Origin of the sequence: Rhodanobacter sp. OK091, assembly GCF_900142825.1 — a bacterium.
In the GTDB taxonomy this organism is placed as follows: Bacteria; Pseudomonadota; Gammaproteobacteria; order Xanthomonadales; family Rhodanobacteraceae; genus Rhodanobacter.
Genome location: NZ_FRCH01000003.1, coordinates 121,212 through 144,850, shown reverse-complemented (window position 1 = coordinate 144,850; position 23,639 = coordinate 121,212). Strand labels below are relative to the sequence as shown.

20 protein-coding genes are annotated in these 23,639 nt (G+C 65.1%); 6 read left to right on the top strand and 14 right to left on the bottom strand.

Features of this window, described 5'->3' with window-relative positions; all coding sequences use genetic code 11:
* The first annotated feature begins 41 nt into the window (after positions 1-41).
* Both BUA26_RS15315 and BUA26_RS15310 read left to right on the top strand, forming a co-directional pair.
* On the top strand, positions 42-671 hold the full coding sequence (locus BUA26_RS15315) for a glutathione S-transferase family protein (RefSeq protein WP_072761745.1): 630 nt from the start codon (positions 42-44) through the stop codon (positions 669-671).
* 26 nt (positions 672-697) lie between these two features.
* The gene (locus BUA26_RS15310; protein ID WP_072761744.1) at positions 698-1,858 is read left to right on the top strand and encodes an SLC13 family permease; all 1,161 of its coding nucleotides are present in this window, start codon (positions 698-700) and stop codon (positions 1,856-1,858) included.
* A gap of 37 nt (positions 1,859-1,895) precedes the next feature.
* On the opposite strand, the gene BUA26_RS15305 is transcribed toward BUA26_RS15310, so the two are convergent.
* The 6 genes from BUA26_RS15305 to BUA26_RS15280 form a co-directional block, all read right to left on the bottom strand.
* The gene (locus BUA26_RS15305) at positions 1,896-2,675 is read right to left on the bottom strand and encodes a DUF4097 family beta strand repeat-containing protein (RefSeq protein WP_072761743.1); all 780 of its coding nucleotides are present in this window, start codon (positions 2,673-2,675) and stop codon (positions 1,896-1,898) included.
* Positions 2,676-2,737: 62 nt separating this feature from the next.
* On the bottom strand, positions 2,738-3,541 hold the full coding sequence (gene mazG, locus BUA26_RS15300) for a nucleoside triphosphate pyrophosphohydrolase (RefSeq protein WP_072761742.1): 804 nt from the start codon (positions 3,539-3,541) through the stop codon (positions 2,738-2,740).
* 53 nt (positions 3,542-3,594) lie between these two features.
* Positions 3,595-4,410, bottom strand: a complete 816-nt coding sequence (cysQ, locus tag BUA26_RS15295; RefSeq protein WP_072761741.1) for a 3'(2'),5'-bisphosphate nucleotidase CysQ — start codon at positions 4,408-4,410, stop codon at positions 3,595-3,597.
* Positions 4,407-4,964: an ADP compounds hydrolase NudE gene (gene nudE, locus BUA26_RS15290; protein WP_072761740.1), complete on the bottom strand. Its 558-nt coding sequence runs from the start codon at positions 4,962-4,964 to the stop codon at positions 4,407-4,409. Before nudE ends, cysQ begins: the two co-directional genes overlap by 4 nt.
* 23 nt (positions 4,965-4,987) lie before the next feature.
* A complete protein-coding gene (locus BUA26_RS15285; protein ID WP_072761739.1) occupies positions 4,988-5,764 on the bottom strand; it encodes an inositol monophosphatase family protein in 777 nt (258 codons plus the stop codon).
* A 15-nt stretch (positions 5,765-5,779) separates the two neighbouring features.
* Complete coding sequence (locus BUA26_RS15280) at positions 5,780-6,580, bottom strand: type II secretion system protein N (RefSeq protein WP_072761968.1); 801 nt, start codon at positions 6,578-6,580, stop codon at positions 5,780-5,782.
* A 93-nt stretch (positions 6,581-6,673) separates the two neighbouring features.
* On the opposite strand from BUA26_RS15280, the gene BUA26_RS15275 reads away from it, so the two are divergent.
* On the top strand, positions 6,674-8,065 hold the full coding sequence (locus BUA26_RS15275) for an adenosylmethionine--8-amino-7-oxononanoate transaminase (protein ID WP_072761738.1): 1,392 nt from the start codon (positions 6,674-6,676) through the stop codon (positions 8,063-8,065).
* Between the two features lie 38 nt (positions 8,066-8,103).
* Here BUA26_RS15275 and BUA26_RS15270 read toward each other — a convergent pair whose 3' ends face one another.
* Positions 8,104-8,601 carry a hypothetical protein gene (locus BUA26_RS15270; protein WP_255368383.1) on the bottom strand — a complete coding sequence of 166 codons (498 nt, stop codon included), beginning with the start codon at positions 8,599-8,601 and terminating at the stop codon, positions 8,104-8,106.
* Here BUA26_RS15270 and BUA26_RS15265 point away from each other — a divergent pair.
* Positions 8,600-9,334, top strand: a complete 735-nt coding sequence (locus tag BUA26_RS15265) for a 16S rRNA (uracil(1498)-N(3))-methyltransferase (RefSeq protein ID WP_072761967.1) — start codon at positions 8,600-8,602, stop codon at positions 9,332-9,334. The genes BUA26_RS15270 and BUA26_RS15265 overlap by 2 nt on opposite strands.
* A 23-nt stretch (positions 9,335-9,357) precedes the next feature.
* Here the strand turns inward: BUA26_RS15265 and BUA26_RS15260 are convergent, their stop codons facing one another.
* From BUA26_RS15260 to pilG, 7 genes are all read right to left on the bottom strand, one after another.
* Complete coding sequence (locus BUA26_RS15260) at positions 9,358-9,885, bottom strand: chemotaxis protein CheW (RefSeq protein ID WP_072761736.1); 528 nt, start codon at positions 9,883-9,885, stop codon at positions 9,358-9,360.
* A complete protein-coding gene (locus BUA26_RS15255) occupies positions 9,882-11,645 on the bottom strand; it encodes a chemotaxis protein CheB (RefSeq protein WP_072761735.1) in 1,764 nt (587 codons plus the stop codon). The genes BUA26_RS15260 and BUA26_RS15255 overlap by 4 nt, the downstream gene beginning before the upstream one ends.
* Positions 11,638-17,796 carry a FimL-related protein gene (locus tag BUA26_RS15250; protein ID WP_072761734.1) on the bottom strand — a complete coding sequence of 2,053 codons (6,159 nt, stop codon included), beginning with the start codon at positions 17,794-17,796 and terminating at the stop codon, positions 11,638-11,640. Before BUA26_RS15250 ends, BUA26_RS15255 begins: the two co-directional genes overlap by 8 nt.
* A 102-nt stretch (positions 17,797-17,898) precedes the next feature.
* Complete coding sequence (locus BUA26_RS15245) at positions 17,899-19,932, bottom strand: methyl-accepting chemotaxis protein (RefSeq protein WP_072761733.1); 2,034 nt, start codon at positions 19,930-19,932, stop codon at positions 17,899-17,901.
* A gap of 128 nt (positions 19,933-20,060) precedes the next feature.
* Complete coding sequence (locus BUA26_RS15240; protein WP_072761732.1) at positions 20,061-20,600, bottom strand: chemotaxis protein CheW; 540 nt, start codon at positions 20,598-20,600, stop codon at positions 20,061-20,063.
* The gene (locus BUA26_RS15235) at positions 20,597-20,968 is read right to left on the bottom strand and encodes a response regulator (protein WP_072761731.1); all 372 of its coding nucleotides are present in this window, start codon (positions 20,966-20,968) and stop codon (positions 20,597-20,599) included. The genes BUA26_RS15240 and BUA26_RS15235 overlap by 4 nt, the downstream gene beginning before the upstream one ends.
* A gap of 22 nt (positions 20,969-20,990) precedes the next feature.
* Positions 20,991-21,356, bottom strand: a complete 366-nt coding sequence (pilG, locus tag BUA26_RS15230) for a twitching motility response regulator PilG (protein ID WP_083573040.1) — start codon at positions 21,354-21,356, stop codon at positions 20,991-20,993.
* 395 nt (positions 21,357-21,751) lie between these two features.
* Between pilG and gshB the strand changes: the two genes are divergently transcribed.
* Complete coding sequence (gene gshB / locus BUA26_RS15225; protein WP_072761730.1) at positions 21,752-22,729, top strand: glutathione synthase; 978 nt, start codon at positions 21,752-21,754, stop codon at positions 22,727-22,729.
* Entirely contained in the window at positions 22,726-23,592 is an 867-nt protein-coding gene (locus BUA26_RS15220) for an energy transducer TonB (RefSeq protein ID WP_072761729.1), read from the top strand. The genes gshB and BUA26_RS15220 overlap by 4 nt, the downstream gene beginning before the upstream one ends.
* Positions 23,593-23,639 lie beyond the last annotated feature (47 nt).

Sequence of the window (23,639 nt, the reverse complement as noted above, 5' to 3'; positions counted from 1 at the left end):
ACCGCCAAGATCGCGTGTGCCGAACACGCTGAGGACATCGCATGTATACGCTTTATTACTCCCCCGGCACCGCCAGCATGGTGGTGCATCTGGCGCTGCTGGAGATCGGCGCGCCGCATGAATTGCGGCTGGTCGATTTCGACGCCAAGGCGCAGCGCGATCCGGCTTATCTGAAGCTCAATCCGCGCGGCGTGGTGCCGACGCTGGTGATCGACGGACGGCCGCTATCGGAATCGGCGGCACTGTTGATGATGCTGGCAGAGCGCCATCCGGAAGCGAAACTGGCACCCGCACCAGGTACGCCCGAGCGCGAGGCGTGGCAGCAGTGGGTCGTCTATCTCAGCAATACGCTGATGGCGACGTACCGCTTCTGGTTCTATCCGTCCGAACTGGGCGCAGCGGAGCACACGCCTGAAGTGCACGCCGCTTTGCAGCACAAGATCGAAGGCGTGTGGGTTCTGCTGAATGCGCAACTCGCGGCCCATGGCCCCTACCTGCTCGGCCAGGAATTCTCCGGCGCCGACCTGTTGCTGACCATGCTGATGCGCTGGTCGCGCAACATGCCGCGTCCGGCGACCGAGTGGCCTGCGCTGAAGCGGCTGGCCGACCTGGTGCGCGCCCGCCCGAGCTGGCAGAAGCTTTACGAAGTCGAAGGATTGAGCGAGTGGTGATGTGCGTGTCGGCCGGGTGCTGACGCATGAGTGATGCGAAGCCGTCATTCGGCACGTTATCGTCCGGCAAGTCATCGTCTTGGGTACAAAAACTGCAGGCCGAATGGCTGTTGCTGCTGTTCGCCGCGCTGACGATCGCGTTGGCCGTGCTCGACCCGCAGCCGCTGGCGAACTACCGCCACTGGCTGCAGTTGCCCACGCTGGCCGGCCTGATGGGACTGCTGATCGCGATCCAGGGCATCTGCGACAGCGGGCTGGTGCAGCACGCGGCGGCCGCCGTGGCGGCGCGGGCGCATTCGCTGCGCAGTCTTGGTCTCCTGCTGGTGGCGGCGACGGCGTTGCTGTCGATGGTGCTGACCAACGACGTGAGCCTGTTCCTGATCGTGCCGTTGACGCTGGCGATCGGCGGCATCTCGAATCTGCCCGTGCTGCGCATGGTGGTATTGGAGGCGCTGGCGGTGAACGCGGGCTCCACCTTGAGCCCGATCGGCAACCCGCAAAACCTGTTGCTGTGGCAGCACTCGCAGCTGCCGTTCCTGCATTTCGTGCTGGCGATGCTGCCGGCGGCAACGGTGATGTTCGTGCTGTTGGCGGCATTCACCTGGCTATGGCTGCCGCGTGATCGGGTCTCACTGACTCCGGACAAGATCGATGGCCAGCTGACTTCGATCCGGCTCGGCGTCGGGTCGGTACTCGCGCTGGCCGGCATGGTGCTGCTGATGGAATACCACCGGGCGCCGCTGGGCGCCGGGTTGCTGCTGGTGCTGTTCGCGCTGCTGGCGCGTTCGAGTCTGGCGCGGATCGACTGGTTGCTGCTGCTGACGTTCGCGGCGATTTTCCTGGGCCTGGGCCATGGCACCGAACTGCCGCTGGTGCGCAACGCGCTGGATCGCCTCGACTTCAACCAGCCGTTGACCTTGTATGCCAGCGGCATCGTCGCTTCGCAACTGATCAGCAATGTACCGGCGACCGTGCTGCTGCTCGATCGCACACCGGATGCGATCGCGCTGGCGGTCGCGGTGAACGTGGGCGGCTTCGGCGTGGCGATCGGCTCGCTGGCCAATCTGATCGCGCTACGCCTGGCCAAGCAGCCGCATGGCCTGCGACTGCTGCATCTGGTATCGATCCCGTTTCTGCTGGTGTGCGCGCCTCTGGTGTATCTCGCCTGGCGCTGGCTCCAAGTGTAGGAGCCCGCGAGCGGGCTCCTACATTCAGAGAAAGCCATCAATCATCGTCGTTGTCGTGCGGCACGCTGACCTTGCCCTTCACGCCGGAATGATTGACGTCGCCGCTGCCCTTGGCGCCGAGGCTGAAATCGCCGCCCACATCGCTCACGGTGAGATCGCCCGACCCCAGCGTATCGGCACGCACGCTGCCGCCGACCTGGCGCAGCCCCACATCGCCCGAGCCGATGCTGCCGACCCTGGCATCGCCCTTGATGCCATCGGCCTTGAAGTCGCCGGAGCCGACCGAGCCCAGCTCCAGGCTGCCGATATCGGTCGCGTTGACATCGCCGGAGCCCACGCTGGTGCCGAATTTGCCCGATACCTGGCGCACGTGTAGATCGCCCGAGCCGACGTTGCTCTGCAGTTGCTGCACACCGCTGACATCGGCATCGCCAGAGCCCACGCTCAAGGTCACCGGCAGATTCGCCGGCAGCTGCACGGTGACTTCGAGATTCGCGTAGGAGTTGCCGAACAGGCTCATCGAAAAATGATTGTCGCCGCCGATGTCGAGCAGCAACTGGTCGCCCTGACGCCGCTGGGTGACCTGCAAGCCGTCCAGCGCCCCCTTGTCCGAGGCGCAGGCACGGCCCGTGAGGGTGAGCCCCCGGGCGCTGTCGCCGCCGGTCAGGTGCAGGTCGTGGCTGTGCAGTTCGATCTGCACGGCCCGCACGCCGGCCAGATCGAGCTGGAGGTTGCGCGGCGCCTCGTACTTGCACGGGGTGGCGGCGAAGGCAGCGAACGGCGCAAGCAATAGGCCTGCGGTGAAAAGACGGCGCATAGTGACTCTCCTTGGGTTGTCGACAGGCTTGAGATGCCGCCGGCCGCAAAAAGGTTGCAAGCTCAGGGTTTGCGCTCGGAAGTCTTGGCGCGCTGCCATAGCTGTTGCTGCTCGGTGAGCGTACGTTCGCTGAACGCACCACCATCGGCAGCGGCCAGCTGCTCCATGTGCCGGAAGCGCCGTTCGAATTTGGCATTGGCATGCCGCAGAGCGCGCGAGAAATCGACGCCGGCATGGCGCGCCAGATTCACCATCACGAACAGCACGTCGCCGATCTCGTCCTCCAGTCGCGCCGGGTCGGCGCCATGGAGGAACTCGGCACGCACCTCGTCCACTTCCTCGGCCAGCTTGGCCAGCACCGGCTGCGGGTCGGTCCACTCGAAACCGGTACCGGCTGCGCGTTGCTGCAGTTTCAGCGCGCGCTTCCACTCCGGCAGCCCCGCCGAAATACCCGCCAACGCACTGTCATCGGCCGACTCACCCTTGTCCGCGCGCTCGGTGGTCTTGATGTCTTCCCACGCGCGCGTCTGCTCGCCGAGATCCGCGTAACGCACGTCGCCGAACACATGCGGATGGCGACGCTGCATCTTCGCGCTGATGGCATGGGCGACATCGGCGAAATCGAACAGCCCCTGCTCCTGCGCCATCTGCGAATGGAACACCACCTGCAACAGCAGATCGCCCAGCTCGTCGCGCAGATCGGACCAGTCGCGGCGGTCGATCGCGTCGGCCACTTCGTAGGCTTCCTCGATCGTGTAGGCCGCGATGGATGCGAAATCCTGCTGCACGTCCCATGGGCAACCCCGCTCGGGATCGCGCAGGCGCGCCATGATGGCCAGCAAATCGTCGAGGGTGTGTCGGGTCATGGGTCGAGTGGAGAGTGGAGAGGAGTGAGAAAAGAGAGGAGGCAGCCTGGCATTCACTCCCCGTTCGCCGCCTGCAGCCGTGCCGCCCAATCGACCGACCCGTCGCCGACGGCGATGAATTCGGGATTCAGCAGCGACTCGCCCCGGTTGTAGCGGAACGGCTGGCCGGACAGATCCAGCACGGCGCCGCCAGCCTCGTCCAGCACGCATTGCGCGGCGGCGGTGTCCCATTCGCTGGTGAGGCCAAGACGCAGATAGACGTCGGCCGCACCGCGTGCGATCAGGCAGAATTTCAAGGACGAGCCGAGCGGCACAAGTTCGTAATCTCTGCCTATCAACTGCTGCAGCAAGGTGCCCTGCGAGCCTCCGTGCGAACGGCTGCCCGCCACCAGCGGCGACTGCCCCAGCGGGCGGGTGCGGATGCGCTGCCATTCGCCTTCCGCCTGCGTCTGCAGCCAGGAGCCCTGCCCACGCGCGGCGACATACAGCTCCCCGGTCACTGGAGCCAGCACCACGCCCAGCACGGGCTGGCCTTCGTCGATCAGCGCGATATTGACGGTGAACTCGCCGTTGCGCTTGACGAACTCGCGAGTGCCGTCGAGCGGATCGACCAGCCAGTAACGCGACCAGTGCCGGCGTTCAGACCACGGCAGCGCCTTGGCCTCCTCCGACAATATCGGCAACGCCGGATCGAGGCTGCCCAGACCGGCCAGGATGATCTGCTGGGCGGCCAGATCGGCGGCGGTCAGCGGCGAGGCGTCGGCCTTGGTCTGCACCGCGAAGTCACTGTGGTAGATCGCCAGGATCGCCGCGCCGGCGTCACGAGCGATCTCGCCGATCTGCCGGGCAAAGTCGGGGACGGTACTCATGTGCGCTGAAAGCGCCCGGCGAGGTATTCGCGGGCCATGAACAGCGCAGCGATCGAGCGCCCTTCGGTCACGTCGTCGCGACCGAGCAAGGTATGCAGTTCGGACATCTTCCACGGCACCACCTCGAGCTCTTCCGGCTCGTCGCCTTCCAGCCGCTCCGGATACAGGTCCTGCGCCAGCACCACATGCGCCATGTGCGTCATGTAAGCCGGCGACAGCGACAGGTTGTGCAGGATCTTCAGCTTGTGGGCGCCATAGCCGATCTCTTCCTTCAGCTCGCGCTCGGCGCCTTGCTCGGCAGTCTCGTCCTGGTCGAGCCGGCCCTTCGGCAGGCCCAGTTCGTAACGGCCCACGCCGCCGCCATATTCGCGAACCAGAAGCACGGTGTCGTCGTCCAGCATCGGCACGATGATCACAGCGCCAAGGCCGCTGCCTTTCAGGCGTTCGTAGGTGCGCCGCACGCCGTTGGAAAACTCCAGATCGACCTGTTCGACCTGAAGGAAGCGACTGTCGTGGACGTCGCGCGTCGCGTGGATGATCGGTAATTTTGGCATCGGGGCATTCTAGCGCGGGGCGCTTAGCGCCGCAGGCGTTGCAATGCCTGCGCATGGATCGCCGGCGTGCCGGCCAGCACGCTGCGCGTATCCAGCGTCAATGGCGCGCCGTCGAGATCGGTGAACATGCCACCGGCTTCGCGCACGATCGCCGCGAGAGCTGCGATGTCGAGGATGTTCACGTCCGACTCGATCACCAGGTCCAGGCTGCCGCGCGCCAGCAGGTGGTAATGGCAGAAATCGCCGTAGCCGCGGATGCGGTTGCTGTCGCGGATCAACGCACCCAGCGCATCCCAGCGCGCATCGGCGGTGAGCGTCTTGACGTTGCCGATGGAGATCGAAGTCTCGCCGATCGTGCTGGTGGCGGCCACTTGCACGCGTTCGCCATCGAGCCATGCTCCAAGGCCATTGCTGGCCCACATCGTCTCGCCGTAGATCGGCGCGCTGGACACGCCGAGCACCAGCTCATCGCCATCCATCAGCGCGATCTGGGTCGAGAAGAACGGCGTGCGGCGCACGAAGCTCTTGGTGCCGTCCAGCGGATCGACCAGCCACAGCAGGCCGCCGCGCTCGCCATCCAGACCGAACTCCTCGCCGTAAATGGACGCCTGCGGCAACGCTGCCTGCAGGATTTTCCGGATCGCCTGCTCGGCCTCGCGGTCGGCCACGGTCACCGGCGTCGCATCGGACTTCAGCTCCACTTCGACGCCGCGCCGCCAGTAGTGCCGGATCACCTCGGCAGCGGCCGCGGCGGCCTCGCGTGCGGCGGCCAGGGCCGATGCGGCGATATCTGGATTCATGTCTGTCTCGCGTCCTTAGTTGGGTGATGGCGCCGGCACGCTGCCGGCCAGCCCGCTGCTGCGCCGGATATGCACGCTGCCGTCGGCGGCCGGTTGTCCCAACCCGGCCAGCCATCGACGCAATGCCGGATCAGTCTGTCGGGGACGCAGCATCGCGTCCAGTCGCCAGCCGAGCGGACTCAGCTGCATTTGGCCGTCCGCATGCAACGGCCCCTTCCCGTCATCATGTACTTGTGCCTGAATCACGCCGTTCTGCGCTTGCGCCTGCCATTGCAGATCGCCCAGCGCCACGTCGCCGCCGCGCGTATGCATGACGGCATGGCGCCATTGCGCCTGCGCCTGCAGTTGCAGCGGCCAGCCGCCCTGCAGCAACGCATGATCGATCGTCAGTTGCAGTTCGCCGCGGGGCTGGCCCAGCGGCGATTTCCTGTATTGATTCACCATGTAGGGATCCAGCGCGGCCAGCTCGGCGCGCAGGTTCACTTCGCGCCATGCGGTCTGGCCCCCGGGCAATCGTTGCACCCCACCGGAAAAGGCGAGTTGCGGCCCATCGAAGTCCAGTTGCAGTTGTAGCGTTCCCAGCAGCGCGCGTCGGGACAACTGCCATTGCAAGCGCCCCAGCACGCGGCCATCGACTGCCACGACCTGGCCGGCCCGGCCATCCCACAGCAGTCCCTGCACCTGCTGCAGACGCAGCCCATGCAGTTGCGGCCCGACCCATGGCATCACCCAACGTGCCGGCAGAAACCACAGCAGCAGGGCTGCGGCCAACAGCACCAGGCCGAGACCGGGCAGGTATTTTCGCAGGTACTTCAAACGTCGGTTCCCGGAACGGTTCATGCGCGGGCTTGAGCGCCTATGTCCATGAATGGACTTGAGCGTCCATGGCGCAACGCCGATGATAGCCGGATGAGCAACCCCGCAAGCGGCAACGCCGCGCTCGCCGCGCGCGACCTGAAACACCTGTGGCATCCCTGCACGCAGATGCACGATCATGACATCACCGGCAAAGGCCACGTGCCTATGGTGCCGATCGTGCGCGGCGAAGGCGCCTGGCTGGTCGACGCCGAGGGTCGCCGCTACCTCGACGGCATCAGTTCGTGGTGGACCAACCTGTTCGGCCACGCCAATCCACGCATCGCTGCCGCACTGGCCGAACAGGCGCGCACGCTGGAGCACGTGATCTTCGCCGGCTTCACTCACGAGCCGGCGATAGAGCTCGCCGAGGAGCTGGTGCGCGTCACGCCGCCCGGACTCGATCGGGTGTTCTATGCCGACAACGGCTCCGCGGCGATCGAGGTGGCGCTGAAGATGAGCTTTCACTACTGGCTCAACCAGGGTCATGGCGAGAAGACCCGCTTCATCGCGCTCAGCGGCAGCTATCACGGCGAGACGCTGGGTGCGCTGTCGGTCAGCGATGTGGCGCTGTACCGCAAGACCTATGCGCCGTTGCTGCTGACGCCGTTCCTCGCGCCATCGCCCGATGCGTACGAAGGCGAACCGGGTGAATCGCCGGAACAGACGGCTGCGCGCCGCCTGGGCGAGATGCGCGCCCTGTTGGAGCGTCACGCGCACGAAACCTGTGCGGTGATCGTCGAGCCGCTGGTGCAATGCGCCGGCGGCATGCGCATGTATCACCCCAGTTACCTGACCGGCCTGCGCGCGCTGTGCGACGAGTTCGCGGTGCATTTCATCGCCGACGAGATCGCAGTGGGTTTCGGCCGCACCGGAACACTGTTCGCCTGCGAGCAGGCCGGTGTGTCACCGGATCTCATGTGCTTGTCGAAGGGTCTTACCGGTGGCTTCCTGCCGTTGTCGGCCGTGCTCACCACCGGTCGCATCTATGAGGCGTTCTACGCCGAATACAACGCCGGCAAAGCGTTCCTGCATTCGCACAGCTACACCGGCAATCCGCTGGCATGCCGGGTAGCGCTGGAGACGCTGGCGATCTTCCGCGACGAGCCGGTGCTTGAACGCAATCGCCAGCTCGCCGCGCATCTGGCGCGCCGACTGGAATCCTTGAGTGAGCATCCGCATGTGGCCGAGGTACGCCAGACCGGCATGATCGCGGCGATCGAACTGGTTGCCGACAAGACCACCCGGCGGCCGTTTCCGGCTACGGAACGGCGCGGTCTGCAAGTGTATCTGCACGGCCTGCAGCACGGCGCGCTGCTGCGTCCGCTGGGCAACGTGGTGTATTTCATGCCGCCCTACGTGGTCACCGAGCAGGAGCTGGACCACCTGGTGGACACTGCCATCGCCGGCATCGCCCACGCCGTGGGAAGCCGGTCAGGTCCATAGATCAGACCGAAGACCAGCGTGGCCAACGCCACCACGGATCAGTGTCCGACGCTGACTCTGGGGTCGAGCGCCTGCAAGGCGCGGGCGGTTTCGGGATAGCCGGTACGGCGCAATTCGTCACCGCTGTAGCTGCGACCGGTTACCGGAAGGCATTCACCCTTCCTGGTCCGGATCAGGCTGCCGGTTTCAAGCAGGCAGTTGCGGTCGCCGGGCTTGATGACCCGATGATCCGCCGGCGCCGGTTTCTGCCCAAGCTGGCTGGCCTGGGCGGTGTCCGCTGGCGGGGTGCTCTGAGCGAGCGTCGTCGCGCTGATGCCGAAACCGCTCATCAGGGCGAACGCAATGATGGATGGCCTGGACATGGCGGGAACCTCGGATGTAACCGTGGGGTATCCATGCTGCGCGCTTGCACGGCCGTAAACAAATGCATCGCGGTCATTCGTCTCGCTGGAATTCAGCTTTGCCCCATAGGCGCCAACTCGGCCATGCCGCGCATGCTCGGTTATGCTGGGCTTTTCGCCGAACGACAGCTCCATGCGCAACATCCGTATCCATGTCGACCTGCCGCTGGCCGCCGGCACCGAATGGTCTTTGCCGGCACAGGCCGGGGAACACGTCGCCCGCGTGCTGCGCCTGGTCGCCGGCGACCCGCTGACGCTGTTCAACGGCGACGGCAGCGACTACGCCGCCACCATCCAGAATGTCGGCAAGCGCGAAGTCGCGGTACGGGTGGGGGCCCGGCAGGAGCTCGCCAACGAGTCGCCGCTGAGGCTGACCCTGGCGCAAGGCGTCGCCCGCGGCGAGAAGATGGATTTGATCGTGCAGAAGGCGACCGAACTGGGCGTCGTCCGCATCGTGCCGTTGCTGACCGAACGCTCGGAAGTGAAGCTGGACGCCACGCGCGCGGAAAAACGGCTGGCGCACTGGCGCGCGGTGGCAGCCAGCGCGTGCGAGCAGAGTGGCCGTGCGCGCTTGCCCGAAATCGTCCCGGCATTACCGCTGTCGGGATGGCTGCACAGTCTTGCGGATGATGGCGCCTTGCGGCTGGCGTTGTTGCCGGAAGCCACGCGGGCGTCCCGCGAGCTGCGCTTTACCGCAGCCGGCGGCGTGCTGGTGGTGGGTCCGGAAGGCGGACTGGGCGAGCGCGATATCAGCGCCCTGACCGCCGCCGGTTTTGCCGGACTGCGGCTGGGGCCACGCATCCTGCGCACGGAAACGGCAGGGCTGGCGGCACTGGCGGCGCTGCAGGCCTTGCACGGCGACGGTTAAGCCGTCGCCTGCTTCGGCTCGCCTCAGTCTTCCGCGTCGGACGATTCGGACAATTCGACGGATTCCGTCAATCCAGCCAGCTCGTCGGCATCGAGCAGACTCAGCAGTTCGGTTTCGATCCATTCCAGATCGGGAATCATCGCCACGTCGTCGCGCACCAGCACATGGGCGCGCACACCTGGCGGCAATACGCTGCCGTCATGGGTGGGAATGATCAGCTCGGCATTCAATGTGGTCAGTCGTGGAAAGCCCTGGGTCAGCACGGCGATGAACGGCAGTTTCGGATTGCCGCCGAGCGCCTTGAGCACCGCGACACGCACGCTCAACTCGGCATCGCCTTCCTCGGTACCGGCCAGTTTCGTGAACGACACCAGCGGCACGCGCCAGCCGCGCCAGGCGATACGGCCGAGCAGCCATTCAGGCGCGTCGGCCACTGGCTCGGGTTTGCTCTGGGTGACCACCTCGGCGATGGTGGCATTGGGCAACAGCAGACGCAGGTTGCCTACCGGCACCAGGACGCAGCGGATTTCACGCGGCAGCGGATCACTCATGAAAACACCTCGATCAGGTGCGCCGCCAGCTCGGGCGGCGTACCGGAGAAACTGACCAGTCGTTCGGCGAATATTCCGCTGACCATGTCGGCAAAATGATCGCCGGACGACGACTCTACCCAGACCTGACCGCCGCGATCATGGATCGCCTGCGCTCCGGCGACGGCATCGTTGCCACGTCCGGCGAAGACGATCGCCAAGGCATCGCTACCGAAGGCGTTCGCCGCCATGGTCAGGCTGGCGTCGATCGACGGCTCCTGCACGGCATCTGCGGCACCGTTCGGCAGCAGCTCGATGCTGCCGTCGCGACGCAGCCGCACTTCCTGGCCAGCGGGCACGACGATGACCTCGCCAACCGCGGCACGAATGCCCCGAACGGCCAGTCGCACCGGCAGCGCGCAATGCGCGGCCAACTTTTCCACCAGCGCCGCGCTCGACTGACCACCTTGATGCTGGGTATGCAGAAAGGTCAGGCGCGTGTTCGCCGGCAATGCTCCCAGGAACGAGCAGACCGAGTCGGTGCCGCTGACCGCCGCACCCAGCAATACGACGCGGCTCAACGCCGAACCGAGCACGTCCAGCACCATCTCGTGCTCGTGCACATAGGCTTGCGGCGCGATCGCCTCTTCCATCGACACCAGCTCGAGGCTCATCACCGCCTCCATGCCGTGCGCCACCGGTTCGACATCCGGCGCGAGGAAATCGGCAGCACTCAATTTCTCGATGCCGAACACGGCGGCATCGTGCTTTTCGGCGACCGCCGATGCTGCCGGTACCGCGTCATCGTCCACCAGCGCCCAGGCGGACGGCGCGCGCACGGCCGGGGAGGTATCCCTCGGAACCGGTTCGGCTGCTGCGGCCGGGGTCGTGGCCACGGATGGATCGGTCAGCGACGACAGCTGCAGATGATCGGTCCGGAATGCCGGCGGCGTCACGCCGGACAAGGTTTCGTTGAATCCGGTTTCGTTGAGTCCGGTTTCGTTGAAACCGGCTTCATGGATTCCGGTAGGCGACGACTCGAGCGTGGCAGCGGCAACCGGCTCGCCGAAATTGCCGTCATGCAACGGCGGCAGCTCCTCGTCATCGAAATAGCGCAGACCCGGGCCGGATCCGTCCTTGTCGTCGGGCGACAGCTCGTCGGAGGCCAGCAACGCCTCCAGCTCCGCCGCCAGGTTTTCCGACTCCACCGCTACCGTCTGTTCGTGTTGGCCCGCATCATCGTGAACCAGAAAGTCGGGTTCCAGCTCCGCATCCGGCGCCGGCTCCAGGTCCTGGATCGTGGGTTCCTCGCCAGCCTCGACTGGCGGCGCGTCCGGCGACACCGCCTCGAAAGGCGCCGCCGGCACTTCAACCGGCGCAGCCTCCATCGAGGCTTCGGGTGGCGTGTCGACACCGCGTGCATCATCAGGCCGCGGCGGGTCGATATCGCCCTCGGCCAGTACTTTGACAGCCAGATGGCGTGCCCAGCGGGCGCGATCCCAGCCGATCAGCGCACGACTGGCTTGCGCATCGTTGAAGACCACCCGCGGCCGATCGCCATCGATCACCTCGTACAGCTGATCGAGCGCGTCGTCCGCGCCGTCGTCCAGGTTGACCACCAGCACGTCGGCGCCCACCTGCTGCAGCAACTCGCGGCTGAGACTGGATACGCCCCCTTCGTGCACGATGCGCGCGCCGCGCTCATGCAGCGCCGCCCGCAACTGGCCGCCCAGCTCGGTGTCGTCGAACAGCAGGGCAATCGCCGGAACCGTCTCAGTCATGAACCGGCTCCACCGCATGCTGTTCCAGCACCTCGCCGATCTGCACCAGCAGCTCGGCTTCCTGATACGGCTTGCCGAGATAGCGATCCACGCCGATATCGAACGCCCGCTGGCGGTGTTTATCGCCGCTGCGCGAGGTGATCATGATGATGGGCACGTCACGCAGGCGCGGATCGGCCTTCATGTGGGTGGCCAGTTCATAGCCGTCCATGCGCGGCATCTCGATGTCGAGCAGCATCAGATCCGGCACGCGCTCATGCAGCTTCTCGAGCGCATCGACACCGTCCTTCGCCGTACTGACCTCGTATTCATGGCGCTCCAGCACGCGGCTGGTGACCTTGCGCATGGTGATCGAATCATCCACCACCATCACCAGCGGCCGCACCAGCACTTCTTCGATGATCGGTGCCTGCACCGCGCTGAGACCTTCGGACAGACGCTGATCGCGGCGGATGATGCCGTGACGGACCAGCGGCGCCAGATCCAGAATGATCAGCACCGAACCGTCGCCCATGATCGTCGCACCGAGCAGGCCCGGCACCGAGCTGATCTGCGGACCGACCGACTTGACCACGATCTCGCGCGAACCGAGCACGGCATCGATGCGGATCGCTGCTCGCAGATCGCCTGCACGGGTCAGCAGCAACGGCTGCTGCTCGCCCTCGGCCGGAAGGCCGGGCGGCAGACCGAGCAACTCGGCCAGGTCGTGGATGCCGTATTCCTCGTTGCCGTACTGGAACGATGGCTCGTTCTCCGCCAGCAACGCGGCCAGATCGTCCGGATTGACCCGCGCCACACCCTGCACCGAGGTCATCGGAATCGCGAATGTCGCCTCGCCGATGCGTACCAGGATCGCCTGGGTCACCGCGAGGGTGAACGGCAGGCGCAGCACGAAGGTGGTGCCCTTGCCCTCTTCCGACTCGATCGACAGCGAGCCGCCGAGCTGCTTGATCTCGTTCGCCACCACGTCCATGCCGACGCCGCGGCCGGAAAGCTGGGTAATCGTGCTGGCGGTGGAGAAGCCTGTCTGAGTAATCAGCGAGAGCAACTGGTTGTCGGTCGGCTTGGTTTCAGGACGCAGCAGGCCACGCTCGATGCCGCGCTTGCGGATCGCTGCGCGATCCAGTCCGCGACCGTCATCGCTGACCCGGATCACCACTTCGGTGGCCTCGCGCGCGACCTGGATATGCACCGAACCTTCGGCCGGCTTGCCGGCCTTGCGGCGTTCCGCCGGAGTTTCGATACCGTGCGCGATCGCGTTGCGCAGCATGTGCTCGAACGGCGCCTTGATGCGGTCGAGCAGGTTGCGATCCATTTCGCCGTGCGCACCATCCACGTAGAGCTGGGCGTTCTTGTTCTGCTCCTGCGCCGCCTGGCGCAGGGTGCGGCGCAGGTTCGGCACCATCGTGTCGAACGGCAGCATGCGCGTGCGCAACAAACCGTCCTGCAGCTCGGTACTGACCCGCGACTGCTGGATCAGCAAGGTCTCGGCCTGGCGCGTCAGCTCGTCCAGCATGTTCTGGATGGACACCAGATCGGATACTGACTCGGCCAGCGCACGCGAGTACTGCTGCAGCTGCGAGTAGCGGTCGAGTTCGAGCGGATCGAATGTGGTCAGGCCGGCTTCGCGATGCTCGCGCTGGAAGCGCGCGATGATCTGCGCCTCGGTCTCGATTTCCAGCATGCGCAACTGGCTGCGCAGGCGCGCCACGGTCTGCTCCAGCTCCACCAGGTTGAAGCGGTAGCCGGCGACCTGCTGTTCCAGTCGCGAACGGTAAATCGCCACTTCGCCGGCATGGTTGACCAGGCTGTCGAGCAGATCGGCGCGGACGCGAATCTGCTCCTGCGAGGAGCGCACTTCCTCTTCCACCTCCGGCAACAACTCGGGCAGATCGAGCGTGCCGACCGGAACGGGTATCGTCGGCTGCTGCGCAGCCTGTACCTGGGCGGGTGCAGCCGACGCCGGCATGGCCACCGCGGCCAGCATATCGTCGTCGGCCAGGGTCGTTTCGCCGGCCAACGCGAGCAGGTGATCGATGGTCGCCTGCGGGTAGCCTGGTGTCTGGCCCTGCGAGATCTGCTGCACCAGTGAGTGCAGTTGGTCGAAGCTCGTCTCCAGCGCGGTGATCAGCGTGCTGCTTCTCGCCGTGTCGCGGATCGGCTTTTCGAGCAAGGTCTCGATGGCATGGGACAGATCACCCACCGGCACCAGTCCGGCAATTCGCGCACCGCCCTTGAGGGTATGCAGATCGCGCTGCAACTCGGCCACATAGGCCAGCTCAGTCGGCTCGGCGCGCCATTGCGCCAACACACCGTCGGTGTGATCGAGGATCTCGCGTGCCTCGTCGATGAATACTTCCAGCAAGTCGGCGTCGATCTGGCCGGAACCGGCCAAGGCATACGCCGGCTCTGGCTGTTGCGCCGCCTCGGCACTGACTTCATCCGCTTCGTCGACAGCCGCATGTTCGGCAGCCGCCTGAATCATGGCGGCCTGCTCGGTGGCCAGCTTCTCTGCTGCCGCCTGTTCCGCCGCGGCCTGCTCGGCAGCCAGCTTCTCCGCTGCGGCCTGCTCGGCAGCCAGCTTCTCCGCGGCCGCCTGCTCCGCTGCGGCCTGCTCGGCAGCCAGTTTCTCCGCTGCCGCCTGCTCCGCTGCGGCCTGCTCGGCGGCCAGCTTCTCCGCTGCCGCCTGTTCCGCTGCGGCCTGCTCGGCAGCCAGCTTCTCCGCTGCCGCCTGTTCCGCCGCGGCCTGCTCGGCAGCCAGCTTCTCCGCTGCCGCCTGTTCCGCTGCGGCCCGCTCGGCAGCCAGCTTCTCCGCTACCGCCTGTTCCGCTGCGGCTCGCTCGGCGGCCGCTCGTGCCGTGCTGGCTTCTGCGTGTTCAAATGCGCCCAACGCAGCCACCAGTTCGGCTGCTACCTCGGCGTGATGTGCATCCTCCGGGTTGACCTCCTGCTCCTCGCCTTCCTCGGACGACGCCGCACCGGATGCCTCGCCTGCCTGCGCACCGGTGGCTTTGAGCATGCTGGCATCCAGCGAAGCCGCCATGTCCCTCTCGTCGGCGTCGGCATCCGCCGTGCCCGCGCCTTCCGCCGACTCTGTCTCGTCGGCATGGGGCTCGTACACCACGTGCGCGACCTGCGACTCGGGGTAGCGATCGCGCATGGCGATGATCTGGGCAGTGAGCGCGTCCACGTTGGGCAGTTGCGGTTCGGCGACGTCGAACTGGCCCATCACCTGATCGACCGCGTCGATCGACTGTCCGAGCAGCATCACGCCCTCGGACGACAACGGCAGGTTGGCCGCGCGCAGACGCTTGAACAACCCTTCCAGCGGCGACAGCAGTTGCGTCAGCAACGGGATGTCGACCATCGCGATCGCACCGTGCAGCGTATGCACGGCGCGCAGCAATTCTTCGCCGATCGGCAATTCGTTCTTGGTGCGCTGGATGGCCGCGCGAATGGTCTGCAGGTACTGCGCCACTTCGCTGCGCAGGATCTCCAGCAACACCGGATCCACCGGCGGCATCACCGGCATCGCGATGACGTGCTCGGGCTCGACCTCAACCGGCTCGCTTCCAGCCGCGGCGGTATGCGCATCGGTGAGGCCAGCTTCCGGGACACTCTCCGCTGCCACATCGACACGCGGTACGCGGCGGCGCACGACGCGACGGACGGTTTCCATGGCCGCCGGTGCGTGATCCTCCAGACGTACCTGGTTGCCGGCAGCCAGCTGCTCGGCGGTATGCATGATCGCGCTGAGCGGCGCGTCCGGCGCGCCCTCGCCCTTCAGCGCGGCCAGCAGTTGCGGCAAGGCGTCGATCGCGTGCCGCACCAGCGCCTGCACGTTTTCGCTCGGCTCGATCGTGTTGTCGAGCACTCGGTTCAGCATGTCCTCCACTTTCCACGCGAACTCGCCCAGCACACCGGCGCCGACCAATCGACCCGAACCCTTCAAGGTGTGGAACGAGCGGCGGATACTGATCAGTGACGAGGTCTGGGCGGGATCGGCCAGCCACACCTTTTCGGCGGCGCGCAGGTTATCGATCTCTTCCTGCATTTCTTCCAGGAAGATCTCGCGGATGTCGTCGTCGATACCTTCCGCATTGACGTTGAAGCTGGTGTTCGCCGCCAGGGCATCGCGCACCGGCATCTGCTCGAAGACCTCTTCCTCGATCTCGACCCAGTCGCCGTCCGCCTGCTCCGATGCGTCGCCTTCCAGCATCGCCGGCGCGGTCGCTTCGGTCTGCGCCAGCCGCAATCCATCCAGGTCGTGAACGGGTTCGACACGCGGCTCCATGGTCCCTACAAACAGGTGTCCCAGATCGTCGCCCGGCAGCAGGCTGACGGACTCGGACAGTTCCGGATGCTGCTCGTGCTCGAAGCCGTGACTGGTGGGTGCCTCTACTTCGGGTACGGCCGCCGCCCTGATGGACACTGGGCGTGCGGACGGCATCGGCCAGTAGCCGAGCAGGCCTAGGCTGTGTTCGGCGACGTCGAGGATATGTTCCAGACCGCCGCGATGTTCGCGCGCGGCTTCGAGGTAGTATTCGAGCGCCGCCAGCGCATCGGCCAGATGATCCATCTGCGCGCCGCTGGGCACGCGTCGATCGTCCAGCAGTTCATAACCGATGAAACGGCCCACGCCCTGGGCCAGATCGGCCGGGCGCGGCGACGACAACATGCGCATCGCGCCGGCAACCTCGTCCATCAGAGTCGGTGCACCGGCCAGACGGTCGTGCTCCCAGCCGGATTCGACGAACGCAACGATCGCGTCCTTCACCCTGCCGGTATTGCCGATCGCTTCCTGCATCAAGGTGGTGACGACGCCCAGCGCCTCGCTGCGCGGCAGACCTTGCATGGCGGTGTCGGCGCCCGACTCATCCTCGGAACCCAGGCTCTCGATGTGGTCGTCCAGCGACGCCTCGACATATAGCAACGCGCCAGCTACATCGAGCAAGGTGTCTTCGTCCGCCGCGCGCATGCGATTGGCGATCTCGTCGAGCACCCGCCGCTGTTCGTTGACCACCCGACGCGGCACAGCCAACGCCAGCATGCCCAGCGTATCGCCGACGCGCTCGAGCACTTCACCTTGCGACGCCAGTTGTGCCGGGTCGCCATCCTGCTGACGCAGGAACAGATCCAGCGCTTCCTTGACGCGCAACAAGTCGTCCTTCAGCGCGCGCGATACCGAATCGAGCAGCGCGCGGTTGTGCCCGGCCATCGAACCGCGGGCATGTTCCAGCTCGCCTGCATCAGGCAGCAAGCTGTCCAGGGCGTAAGTGGTGCGCAACAGTTCCATTTGCGGACTGCGCTGCTTGGCCTGAGCCACGATGTACAGCAACTTGCAGGCCACTTCGTCCGCGTCGCCATTGCGCAGGCTGCCCTCGCCATGCTCGATCAGCTGACGGATGTTGCGGTCGACCTTGCCGACCAGCTGACGTATTTCGCCGGCGTGAGCCTTGAGCGAGCCCTGCTCGAGGCCTTCCAGCACTCCGGCGGCAATCCACCACAGGCGCCGGCCATGCACGTGATGGCAGCGCGCGGTAATCGCCAGCAATGTCTTGCGCATGCCGATCAGTTGCTGCGGCACGTTCTGCCCGCGGAACCAGCCCAGCAACTGCTGCTGGAAACGCAGGCGCAGGTCCACCAGTTCGCCATGATGCGCTTCGGCGTACGCCTCGCTCATGGCCGCAGGCGCCTGTTCCGGCAGGAACGCGTCGAGATTGGGATGGAACATCGCCGACTCGGTCAGCGGCTCCTGCTCGCGACTGGCACGCAGGTCGTTGAGCAGCGGCAGCAGCACGATAGGCACGTCGCGATGGCCGCTGGACAGGCGCTCCAGGTAATCGGGCAGCTGCATCAGGCCGCGCATCAGCGCGGCATAGGCTTCCTCGCGATAGGTGACGCGATCTTCGAGCAGCGCGATGGCAAGCGCTTCCATTTCCGCGGTGACCATCGCCGCGCCATACAGCTCGACCATCTTCAAGGTGCCATGCACCTGATGCAGATGATCCGCGCAGGTACGCATGAAGTCGCGCTTGCCCGGATTGTCGACGTAGGACTCCAGTGCCTCGCGGGCGATCGACAAGGTGTCGTCGAGCTCCGGCTTGACCCACTGCAGGGTGGTGAAATCGATGTGGTCTTGAAGTCTCATGCGCCTCTCTCAGTGGTTGCACAACGCAAGCATCTTGCAACCAGCGAGACTGCCCCCCGTCAAATGCTTTTCTCAATCGGGCTGACCTCAGCCCGGCCGATGTCAACCCGGTAGTTTGAAATGCGCCACCGAGCGTCGCAGATCACTCGCCAGCTGTGCCAGCGTACCGATCGAGTCGGCCGTCTGGCTCGCGCCTTGCGAAGTTTGCGAGGTAATTTCCTGAATCGCGTTCATCGAATGTGAAATGTCGGTCGCCGCCGCGGACTGCTGACGCGCCGCGGTGGAGATGCTTTGAATCAGCGACGACAGATCGTGCGAGACGCGCTCGATGTCGCCCAGCGCGCTGCCGGCGTCCTCCGCCTTGCGTGCACCGGCCACCACCTCGGCGGTGGTCTGCTCCATCGAGTTCACCGCCTCGTTGGTATCGGACTGAATCGTCTGCACCAGCGTCTCGATACGCTTGGTCGCGCTGGTTGAACGTTCGGCCAGTCGCTGCACTTCGTCCGCCACCACCGCGAAACCGCGGCCCGCCTCACCGGCCGAAGCCGCCTGGATCGCCGCGTTCAATGCGAGGATGTTGGTCTGTTCGGCGATGTCGTTGATCAGTTCCACGATCGAGCCGATCTCCTGCGAGGATTCGCCCAGGCGCTTGATGCGCTTGGAGGTTTCCTGGATCTGGTCGCGGATCGAGTCCATCCCGGAGATGGTTTCGCGCACCACTTCGGCACCGTGCGAGGCGATCTTCACCGAACGCTCGGCCACGTCGGCCGATTCGGCGGAGTCCTTGGACACGATGTCCATCGAGCTCACGATCTGGTTGATCGCCGAGGTCGCCGAGCTGATCTGCTGCGCCTGCTGCTCGGCCGCGTCGGCCAGGTGGCGGGCGGTGGTCTGGGTTTCCTGCGCCGACGACGACACCTGCTCGGAGGTCTCGTTGATGGTGGTCACCAGTGAGCGCAACTCGTCGATGGCGTAGTTCACCGAGTCGGCGATCGCGCCGGTGATGTCTTCCGACACCGTGGTCTTCACGGTCAGGTCGCCTTCGGCGAGCGAACCCATTTCGTCCAGCAGGCGCATGATCGCCTCCTGGTTGCGCTGGTTCAGCTCAGTACTGCTGGCGAAACGGCGGCGCTGTTCAGTGACCAGGGTGACGACCAGCATCAGTGCGAAGGCCACCGCGGCGATCGCGCCGAGCAGGCCCCACCATACGTTCGGGAACAGCCGGCGCAACGGCAGCTTGCCGATCTGCTCGGACAGGTCGTTCGCGCGCAACAGCACGGTCTGCGAATCCAGTGAGGCCTGGTTGCCTGCGTGTTTCACGTCGGCGATGTTGCCGGCAGCGGCCACCAGCTTGGCGACCGGGTCGACCAGCTTGCCCCAGTTCGCATCCATGTCGGTGAGGATCTTGCGTGCATTCGCGTCACCGATCGGCTTCACGCCGCTGTCGGGACTGCCCTCGATCAACCCTTTCAGCACGCTGCCATACAACTGCGCATCACGGGACAAACCATCGGCCGCCGACTGCGCGGAATCGCCACCTTGCAGCACTTCCTGCACGCGGCGGATGATTCGGTCGGCAGACAACATCTGGCGCGATGTGCCCAGCATCTGGTCGGCGCTGGCACCACGCTGCTGCAGAATGTTGACCACCTGCTCCATGCTCGAGTTGAGCAGCGGCATCTGCTGGGACAAGGTGTTGGCACGCTGGCCGGAGTCGAGCACCACGGCCTTGTTGGAGAGGATTTTGCCGATGTCTCCGTCCAGCTGTTTCCAGGAGTCGTTCAGGGCGCTCACTGCACGGCCCGCAAGGGATGCGTTGCTGTCGGCATAGGCTTGCATGCCGGTGGCCGAGTCGCCCTTGTTCAACCGCTGCACCGCTGAATCGATGGAGTTGCGGGTGGATTCGAGCTCCTTGAACGAGTCGACGTTGCCGCCGGCCGATTCCAGCGCGAACTTTGCCGTCTGCTGCGACAGCACCTGGATCTGCGTGGTCAGCGCGATGGCCTGGCGATCCTCATCGTTCTTGATGTTGAGCCGCCAGAAATCGAACGCCGCCAGCGCGATCGCGATCAGCAGCAGGACAATGAGTGCAGTAGTAAAACCGCGTTCCTTGCTGACGCCCCCTGTAGTGCTCATGTTCACCTCATCCGTCTAACGTATACATTGCCGGCTCCGCAGAGCGGGTACTGGCCAGGAAATGGTTGCCCCAAATTTCCGACCCTGACTGGCGCCGGCCCTTCACATGGCTGCGGTCTGACGCGAGGTCAGGCCGCGGCCTGCCGGAAATCCGGTGCCCGCACCAGCCGGTTCATGCTGAAAATTGCCAATTGCTGCTCACCCACCCGGCTCTCGGCGAAACGGGCAAGCCGCGGATCATCCTCGCGCCCGGCCTCGCGGCGCTGCTCCTCATCCACCGTGCGCTGGCCGAACACCTCGTCCACCAGCAGCGCGACGCTGCCGCCACCTTGACGCACCACCAGCAGGCGGGTTCGGTCCGACTGCTGTGTGCGCTCACCAAACAGGAAGCGGGCAAAATCGACCACCGGCACCAGATTGCCGCGTACGTTGGCTACGCCGAGCAGCCACGGCTGGGTTCCGGGCACCGGAGTAAGCACCGGTACCGCAAGCAATTCGTTGATTTCGTCGATGCCACTGACCAGCAGGCGGGAGCCGACGCGAAAGCCGATGCCGCGCCATAGCCCAGGCGCCTCCAGCTTGTCCTGCGTATCCGAGGCATGCGCCAGCGACAACCGCTCGTAGCGGGCCAGAATCTCGAAAGGAGTGCGATTGACGGACTGGCTCATGTCTCGCTCGACAACAGATCGTTGATGCAACCCAGCAATTCTTTTTCGTTCACAGGCTTGGTGATGAACGCGCGGGCACCTTGCCGCAGACCCCAGACGCGATCGGTTTCCATCGATTTGGTGGTAATCATCACGATCGGTACCACCGCCGTGACGGGATCGCGGGTCAGCGTGCGGGTCGCCTGGAAGCCGTTCATGCCAGGCATGATCACGTCCATGATGATCAGATCAGGCAATTCGGCGCGCACGCGCTCGATGCCTTCTTCGGCACTGCTGACAGCGGCGACCTGATAGCCGGCCCGTTCGAGCAGCGTGGTGAATACGCGCACGTCGGTCGGCGAATCGTCGATGATGAGAATAGTGGCCACAGCTCCCCCTCAGAATCTGCAGTCAGTGGCTCGATACCGTGCTGACATGGCGATGAATGGCACCAAGCAGCTCGTCCCGCGTGAACGGCTTGGTCAGATACTGCTCGGCACCCACGATGCGACCTCGTGCCTTGTCGAAAAGGCCATCCTTCGAACTCAGCATGATCACTGGTGTGGCGCGGAACTGCGGATTGTTCTTGATCAGCGCGCAGGTCTGATAACCATCCAGCCGCGGCATCATGATGTCGACAAAGATGATGGCAGGCTTCTGGTCGGAGATCTTGGCCAACGCCTCGAACCCGTCGACCGCGGTCAGCACCTCGCAGCCCTCTTTTTTCAGCAAGGTTTCCGCTGTGCGGCGGATGGTCTTGGAGTCATCGATGACCATGACCTTGAGACCAGCCAAGTCGTTAGCACTCACGTTCAAATTCACTACTCCCCCTGCGGCCCGCCCCGAGCTCAGGTATAGAAATCATTGCATGCAACAGCCATGCCGTATGGTGCGCATGTAAAAAAATACGAAAACGAACCGCCCAATACGCGCTCTGCGGCGATCATCCGATGCTTTGTTGTTTACTGCCTGCCCGCCGAGACTGTCAAGCAATAATCGCCAGCGTTGCCCGTCGAATGCACAACGTGACCCATATTGGCACCATCTGGTCACAGATGGACAGTCGCGTGTCACGCTTGTCGCCAAAGATGGCCTCGGCGACCATCCACTTGTAGATACCCACTGACGATCGACATCCGCCTGCACTGAAACACCCCCAACGGAGAACCACAATGACCCTTTCGGTCGGCGTGCTGATGGACCCCATCGGCGCGATCAAGATAGCGAAGGACACCACTTTTGCGATGTTGCTGGAGGCCCAGCGCCGCGGCCACTCGCTGCATTACTTCGAGCAGGGCGACCTGGCTCTGCGCGATGGCACACCATGGGCCCGGATCGCGCCTCTCGCCGTGCGCGAGGATCCGCAGCACTGGTATACGCTGGGACCGGCGCAGTGGCGCGACCTGCGCGAACTCGACGTAGTGCTGATGCGCAAGGACCCGCCGGTCGACGCGCAGTTCATCTACGACACCATGGTGCTGGAAGCGGCCCAGCGTGGTGGCGTCATGGTGGTCAACGACCCGCAATCGCTGCGCGATTGCAACGAGAAGCTGTTTTCGCTGGCCTTTCCGCAGTGCATCGCGCCGGCCCTGGTCGCCCGTGATGTGGGCGAACTGCGTAGATTCACTGCCGAACACGGCGAGGTGGTGCTGAAACCACTGGACGGCATGGGTGGCCGCGGCATCTTCCGGGTCAAGGCCGGCGACAGCAACCTCAACTCGATGCTTGAGACCCTGCTAGGCGGCAATGCCCACCGCGAGGGGCGGCAATTGGTGGTCGCGCAGAAATACATCCCGGAGATCAGCGCCGGCGACAAGCGCATCCTGGTCATCGACGGCGATCCCGTGCCGTATGCGCTCGCGCGCATCCCGCAAGGCGACGATTTCCGCGGCAATCTCGCGGCCGGCGGCCGCGGCGTCGGCGTACCGCTGTCCGACCGCGACCGCTGGATCGTGGCCCAGGTGGCGCCGGAGCTGCGCCGGCGCGGCCTGCTGTTTGTCGGTCTGGACGTAATCGGCGACTATCTGACCGAGATCAACGTCACATCCCCGACCTGTGTACGTGAACTGGACGCGCAGTTCGGGCTTAACATTGCCGGTCAGCTGTTCGATGTCATCGAGCAGTACGTCATCGGAAAGCGTATCGCGTGAGCACCACGGCAACTGCCCCTCCTGCACCGAATCCCATCGGTGCCACCATGCTGTTCTCGCTGCTGCTGCACGGGGTGCTGCTGCTGGGCATCACTTTCCATTTTGTGAAACCCAGCCCCAGCCTGCCGACGCTGGACGTGACCCTGGTCAATGTGGCCAATCAGCAGGCGCCGGACAAGGCCGATTTCCTGGCTCAAGCCAATAACAGCGGCGGTGGCCAGAGCGATCGCGCCGCCAGGCCATCGCAGATGTTTTCCGGCGCGCTGCCCAAGCCGGATCCGGGCATCGCGACGCAACCGGTCGAAGCCACCACGCCGCAGCCGCGGGCGGTTACGCCGACCCGCATGGTCACCACCACGGGTGCGACCGACTTCAGCGTGTCCAGCGATACCGCGCAGACCGAGGTCGATCCGCAGGATCAAACCCCGACCGCGGCCGAGCTGAAGCGTCAGCAGGCGATCGCCCAGTTGGCCGCCGAACTGCGCCAGCAGACCGAGGCGCTGGCGAAGCGGCCGAAGAAGAAATTCATCTCGGCCAATACGAAGGAATATGTCTACGCCAGCTACATGCGCGGCTGGTCGGATCGGGTGCAGCGGATCGGCAACCTCAATTACCCGGATGAAGCGCGCCGGCGCAAGCTGTACGGCGATTTGCTGCTCACCGTCGGGCTCAACCGCGACGGCGGCATCAAGAACATCACGGTCATCAAGAGTTCGGGCTATCCGCTGCTGGACGCTGCCGCCGAGCGCATCGTGCGCTTGTCCGCACCGTTTCCGCCGCTGCCGAAAGATGTCAACGTCGACGAGCTCTACATCACCCGTACCTGGCAATTCCTGCCTGGGGACGTATTGCGCAACAAATAGCGCCGCCCTCACCCGCTCTTTGCACGACTCGACGCCGACCGGGCTTA

What these genes read in the sequence shown, in the direction of transcription:
- BUA26_RS15315 (WP_072761745.1), top strand. Translation starts at nt 42, where the DNA reads ATGTATACGCTTTATTACTCCCCCGGCACCGCCAGCATGGTGGTGCAT.
- BUA26_RS15310 (WP_072761744.1), top strand. Translation starts at nt 698, where the DNA reads ATGAGTGATGCGAAGCCGTCATTCGGCACGTTATCGTCCGGCAAGTCA.
- BUA26_RS15305 (WP_072761743.1), bottom strand. Translation starts at nt 2,675, where the DNA reads ATGCGCCGTCTTTTCACCGCAGGCCTATTGCTTGCGCCGTTCGCTGCC.
- mazG (WP_072761742.1), bottom strand. Translation starts at nt 3,541, where the DNA reads ATGACCCGACACACCCTCGACGATTTGCTGGCCATCATGGCGCGCCTG.
- cysQ (WP_072761741.1), bottom strand. Translation starts at nt 4,410, where the DNA reads ATGAGTACCGTCCCCGACTTTGCCCGGCAGATCGGCGAGATCGCTCGT.
- nudE (WP_072761740.1), bottom strand. Translation starts at nt 4,964, where the DNA reads ATGCCAAAATTACCGATCATCCACGCGACGCGCGACGTCCACGACAGT.
- BUA26_RS15285 (WP_072761739.1), bottom strand. Translation starts at nt 5,764, where the DNA reads ATGAATCCAGATATCGCCGCATCGGCCCTGGCCGCCGCACGCGAGGCC.
- BUA26_RS15275 (WP_072761738.1), top strand. Translation starts at nt 6,674, where the DNA reads ATGAGCAACCCCGCAAGCGGCAACGCCGCGCTCGCCGCGCGCGACCTG.
- BUA26_RS15265 (WP_072761967.1), top strand. Translation starts at nt 8,600, where the DNA reads ATGCGCAACATCCGTATCCATGTCGACCTGCCGCTGGCCGCCGGCACC.
- BUA26_RS15270 (WP_255368383.1), bottom strand. Translation starts at nt 8,601, where the DNA reads ATGGAGCTGTCGTTCGGCGAAAAGCCCAGCATAACCGAGCATGCGCGG.
- BUA26_RS15260 (WP_072761736.1), bottom strand. Translation starts at nt 9,885, where the DNA reads ATGAGTGATCCGCTGCCGCGTGAAATCCGCTGCGTCCTGGTGCCGGTA.
- BUA26_RS15255 (WP_072761735.1), bottom strand. Translation starts at nt 11,645, where the DNA reads ATGACTGAGACGGTTCCGGCGATTGCCCTGCTGTTCGACGACACCGAG.
- BUA26_RS15250 (WP_072761734.1), bottom strand. Translation starts at nt 17,796, where the DNA reads ATGAGACTTCAAGACCACATCGATTTCACCACCCTGCAGTGGGTCAAG.
- BUA26_RS15245 (WP_072761733.1), bottom strand. Translation starts at nt 19,932, where the DNA reads ATGAGCACTACAGGGGGCGTCAGCAAGGAACGCGGTTTTACTACTGCA.
- BUA26_RS15240 (WP_072761732.1), bottom strand. Translation starts at nt 20,600, where the DNA reads ATGAGCCAGTCCGTCAATCGCACTCCTTTCGAGATTCTGGCCCGCTAC.
- pilG (WP_083573040.1), bottom strand. Translation starts at nt 21,356, where the DNA reads ATGGTCATCGATGACTCCAAGACCATCCGCCGCACAGCGGAAACCTTG.
- gshB (WP_072761730.1), top strand. Translation starts at nt 21,752, where the DNA reads ATGACCCTTTCGGTCGGCGTGCTGATGGACCCCATCGGCGCGATCAAG.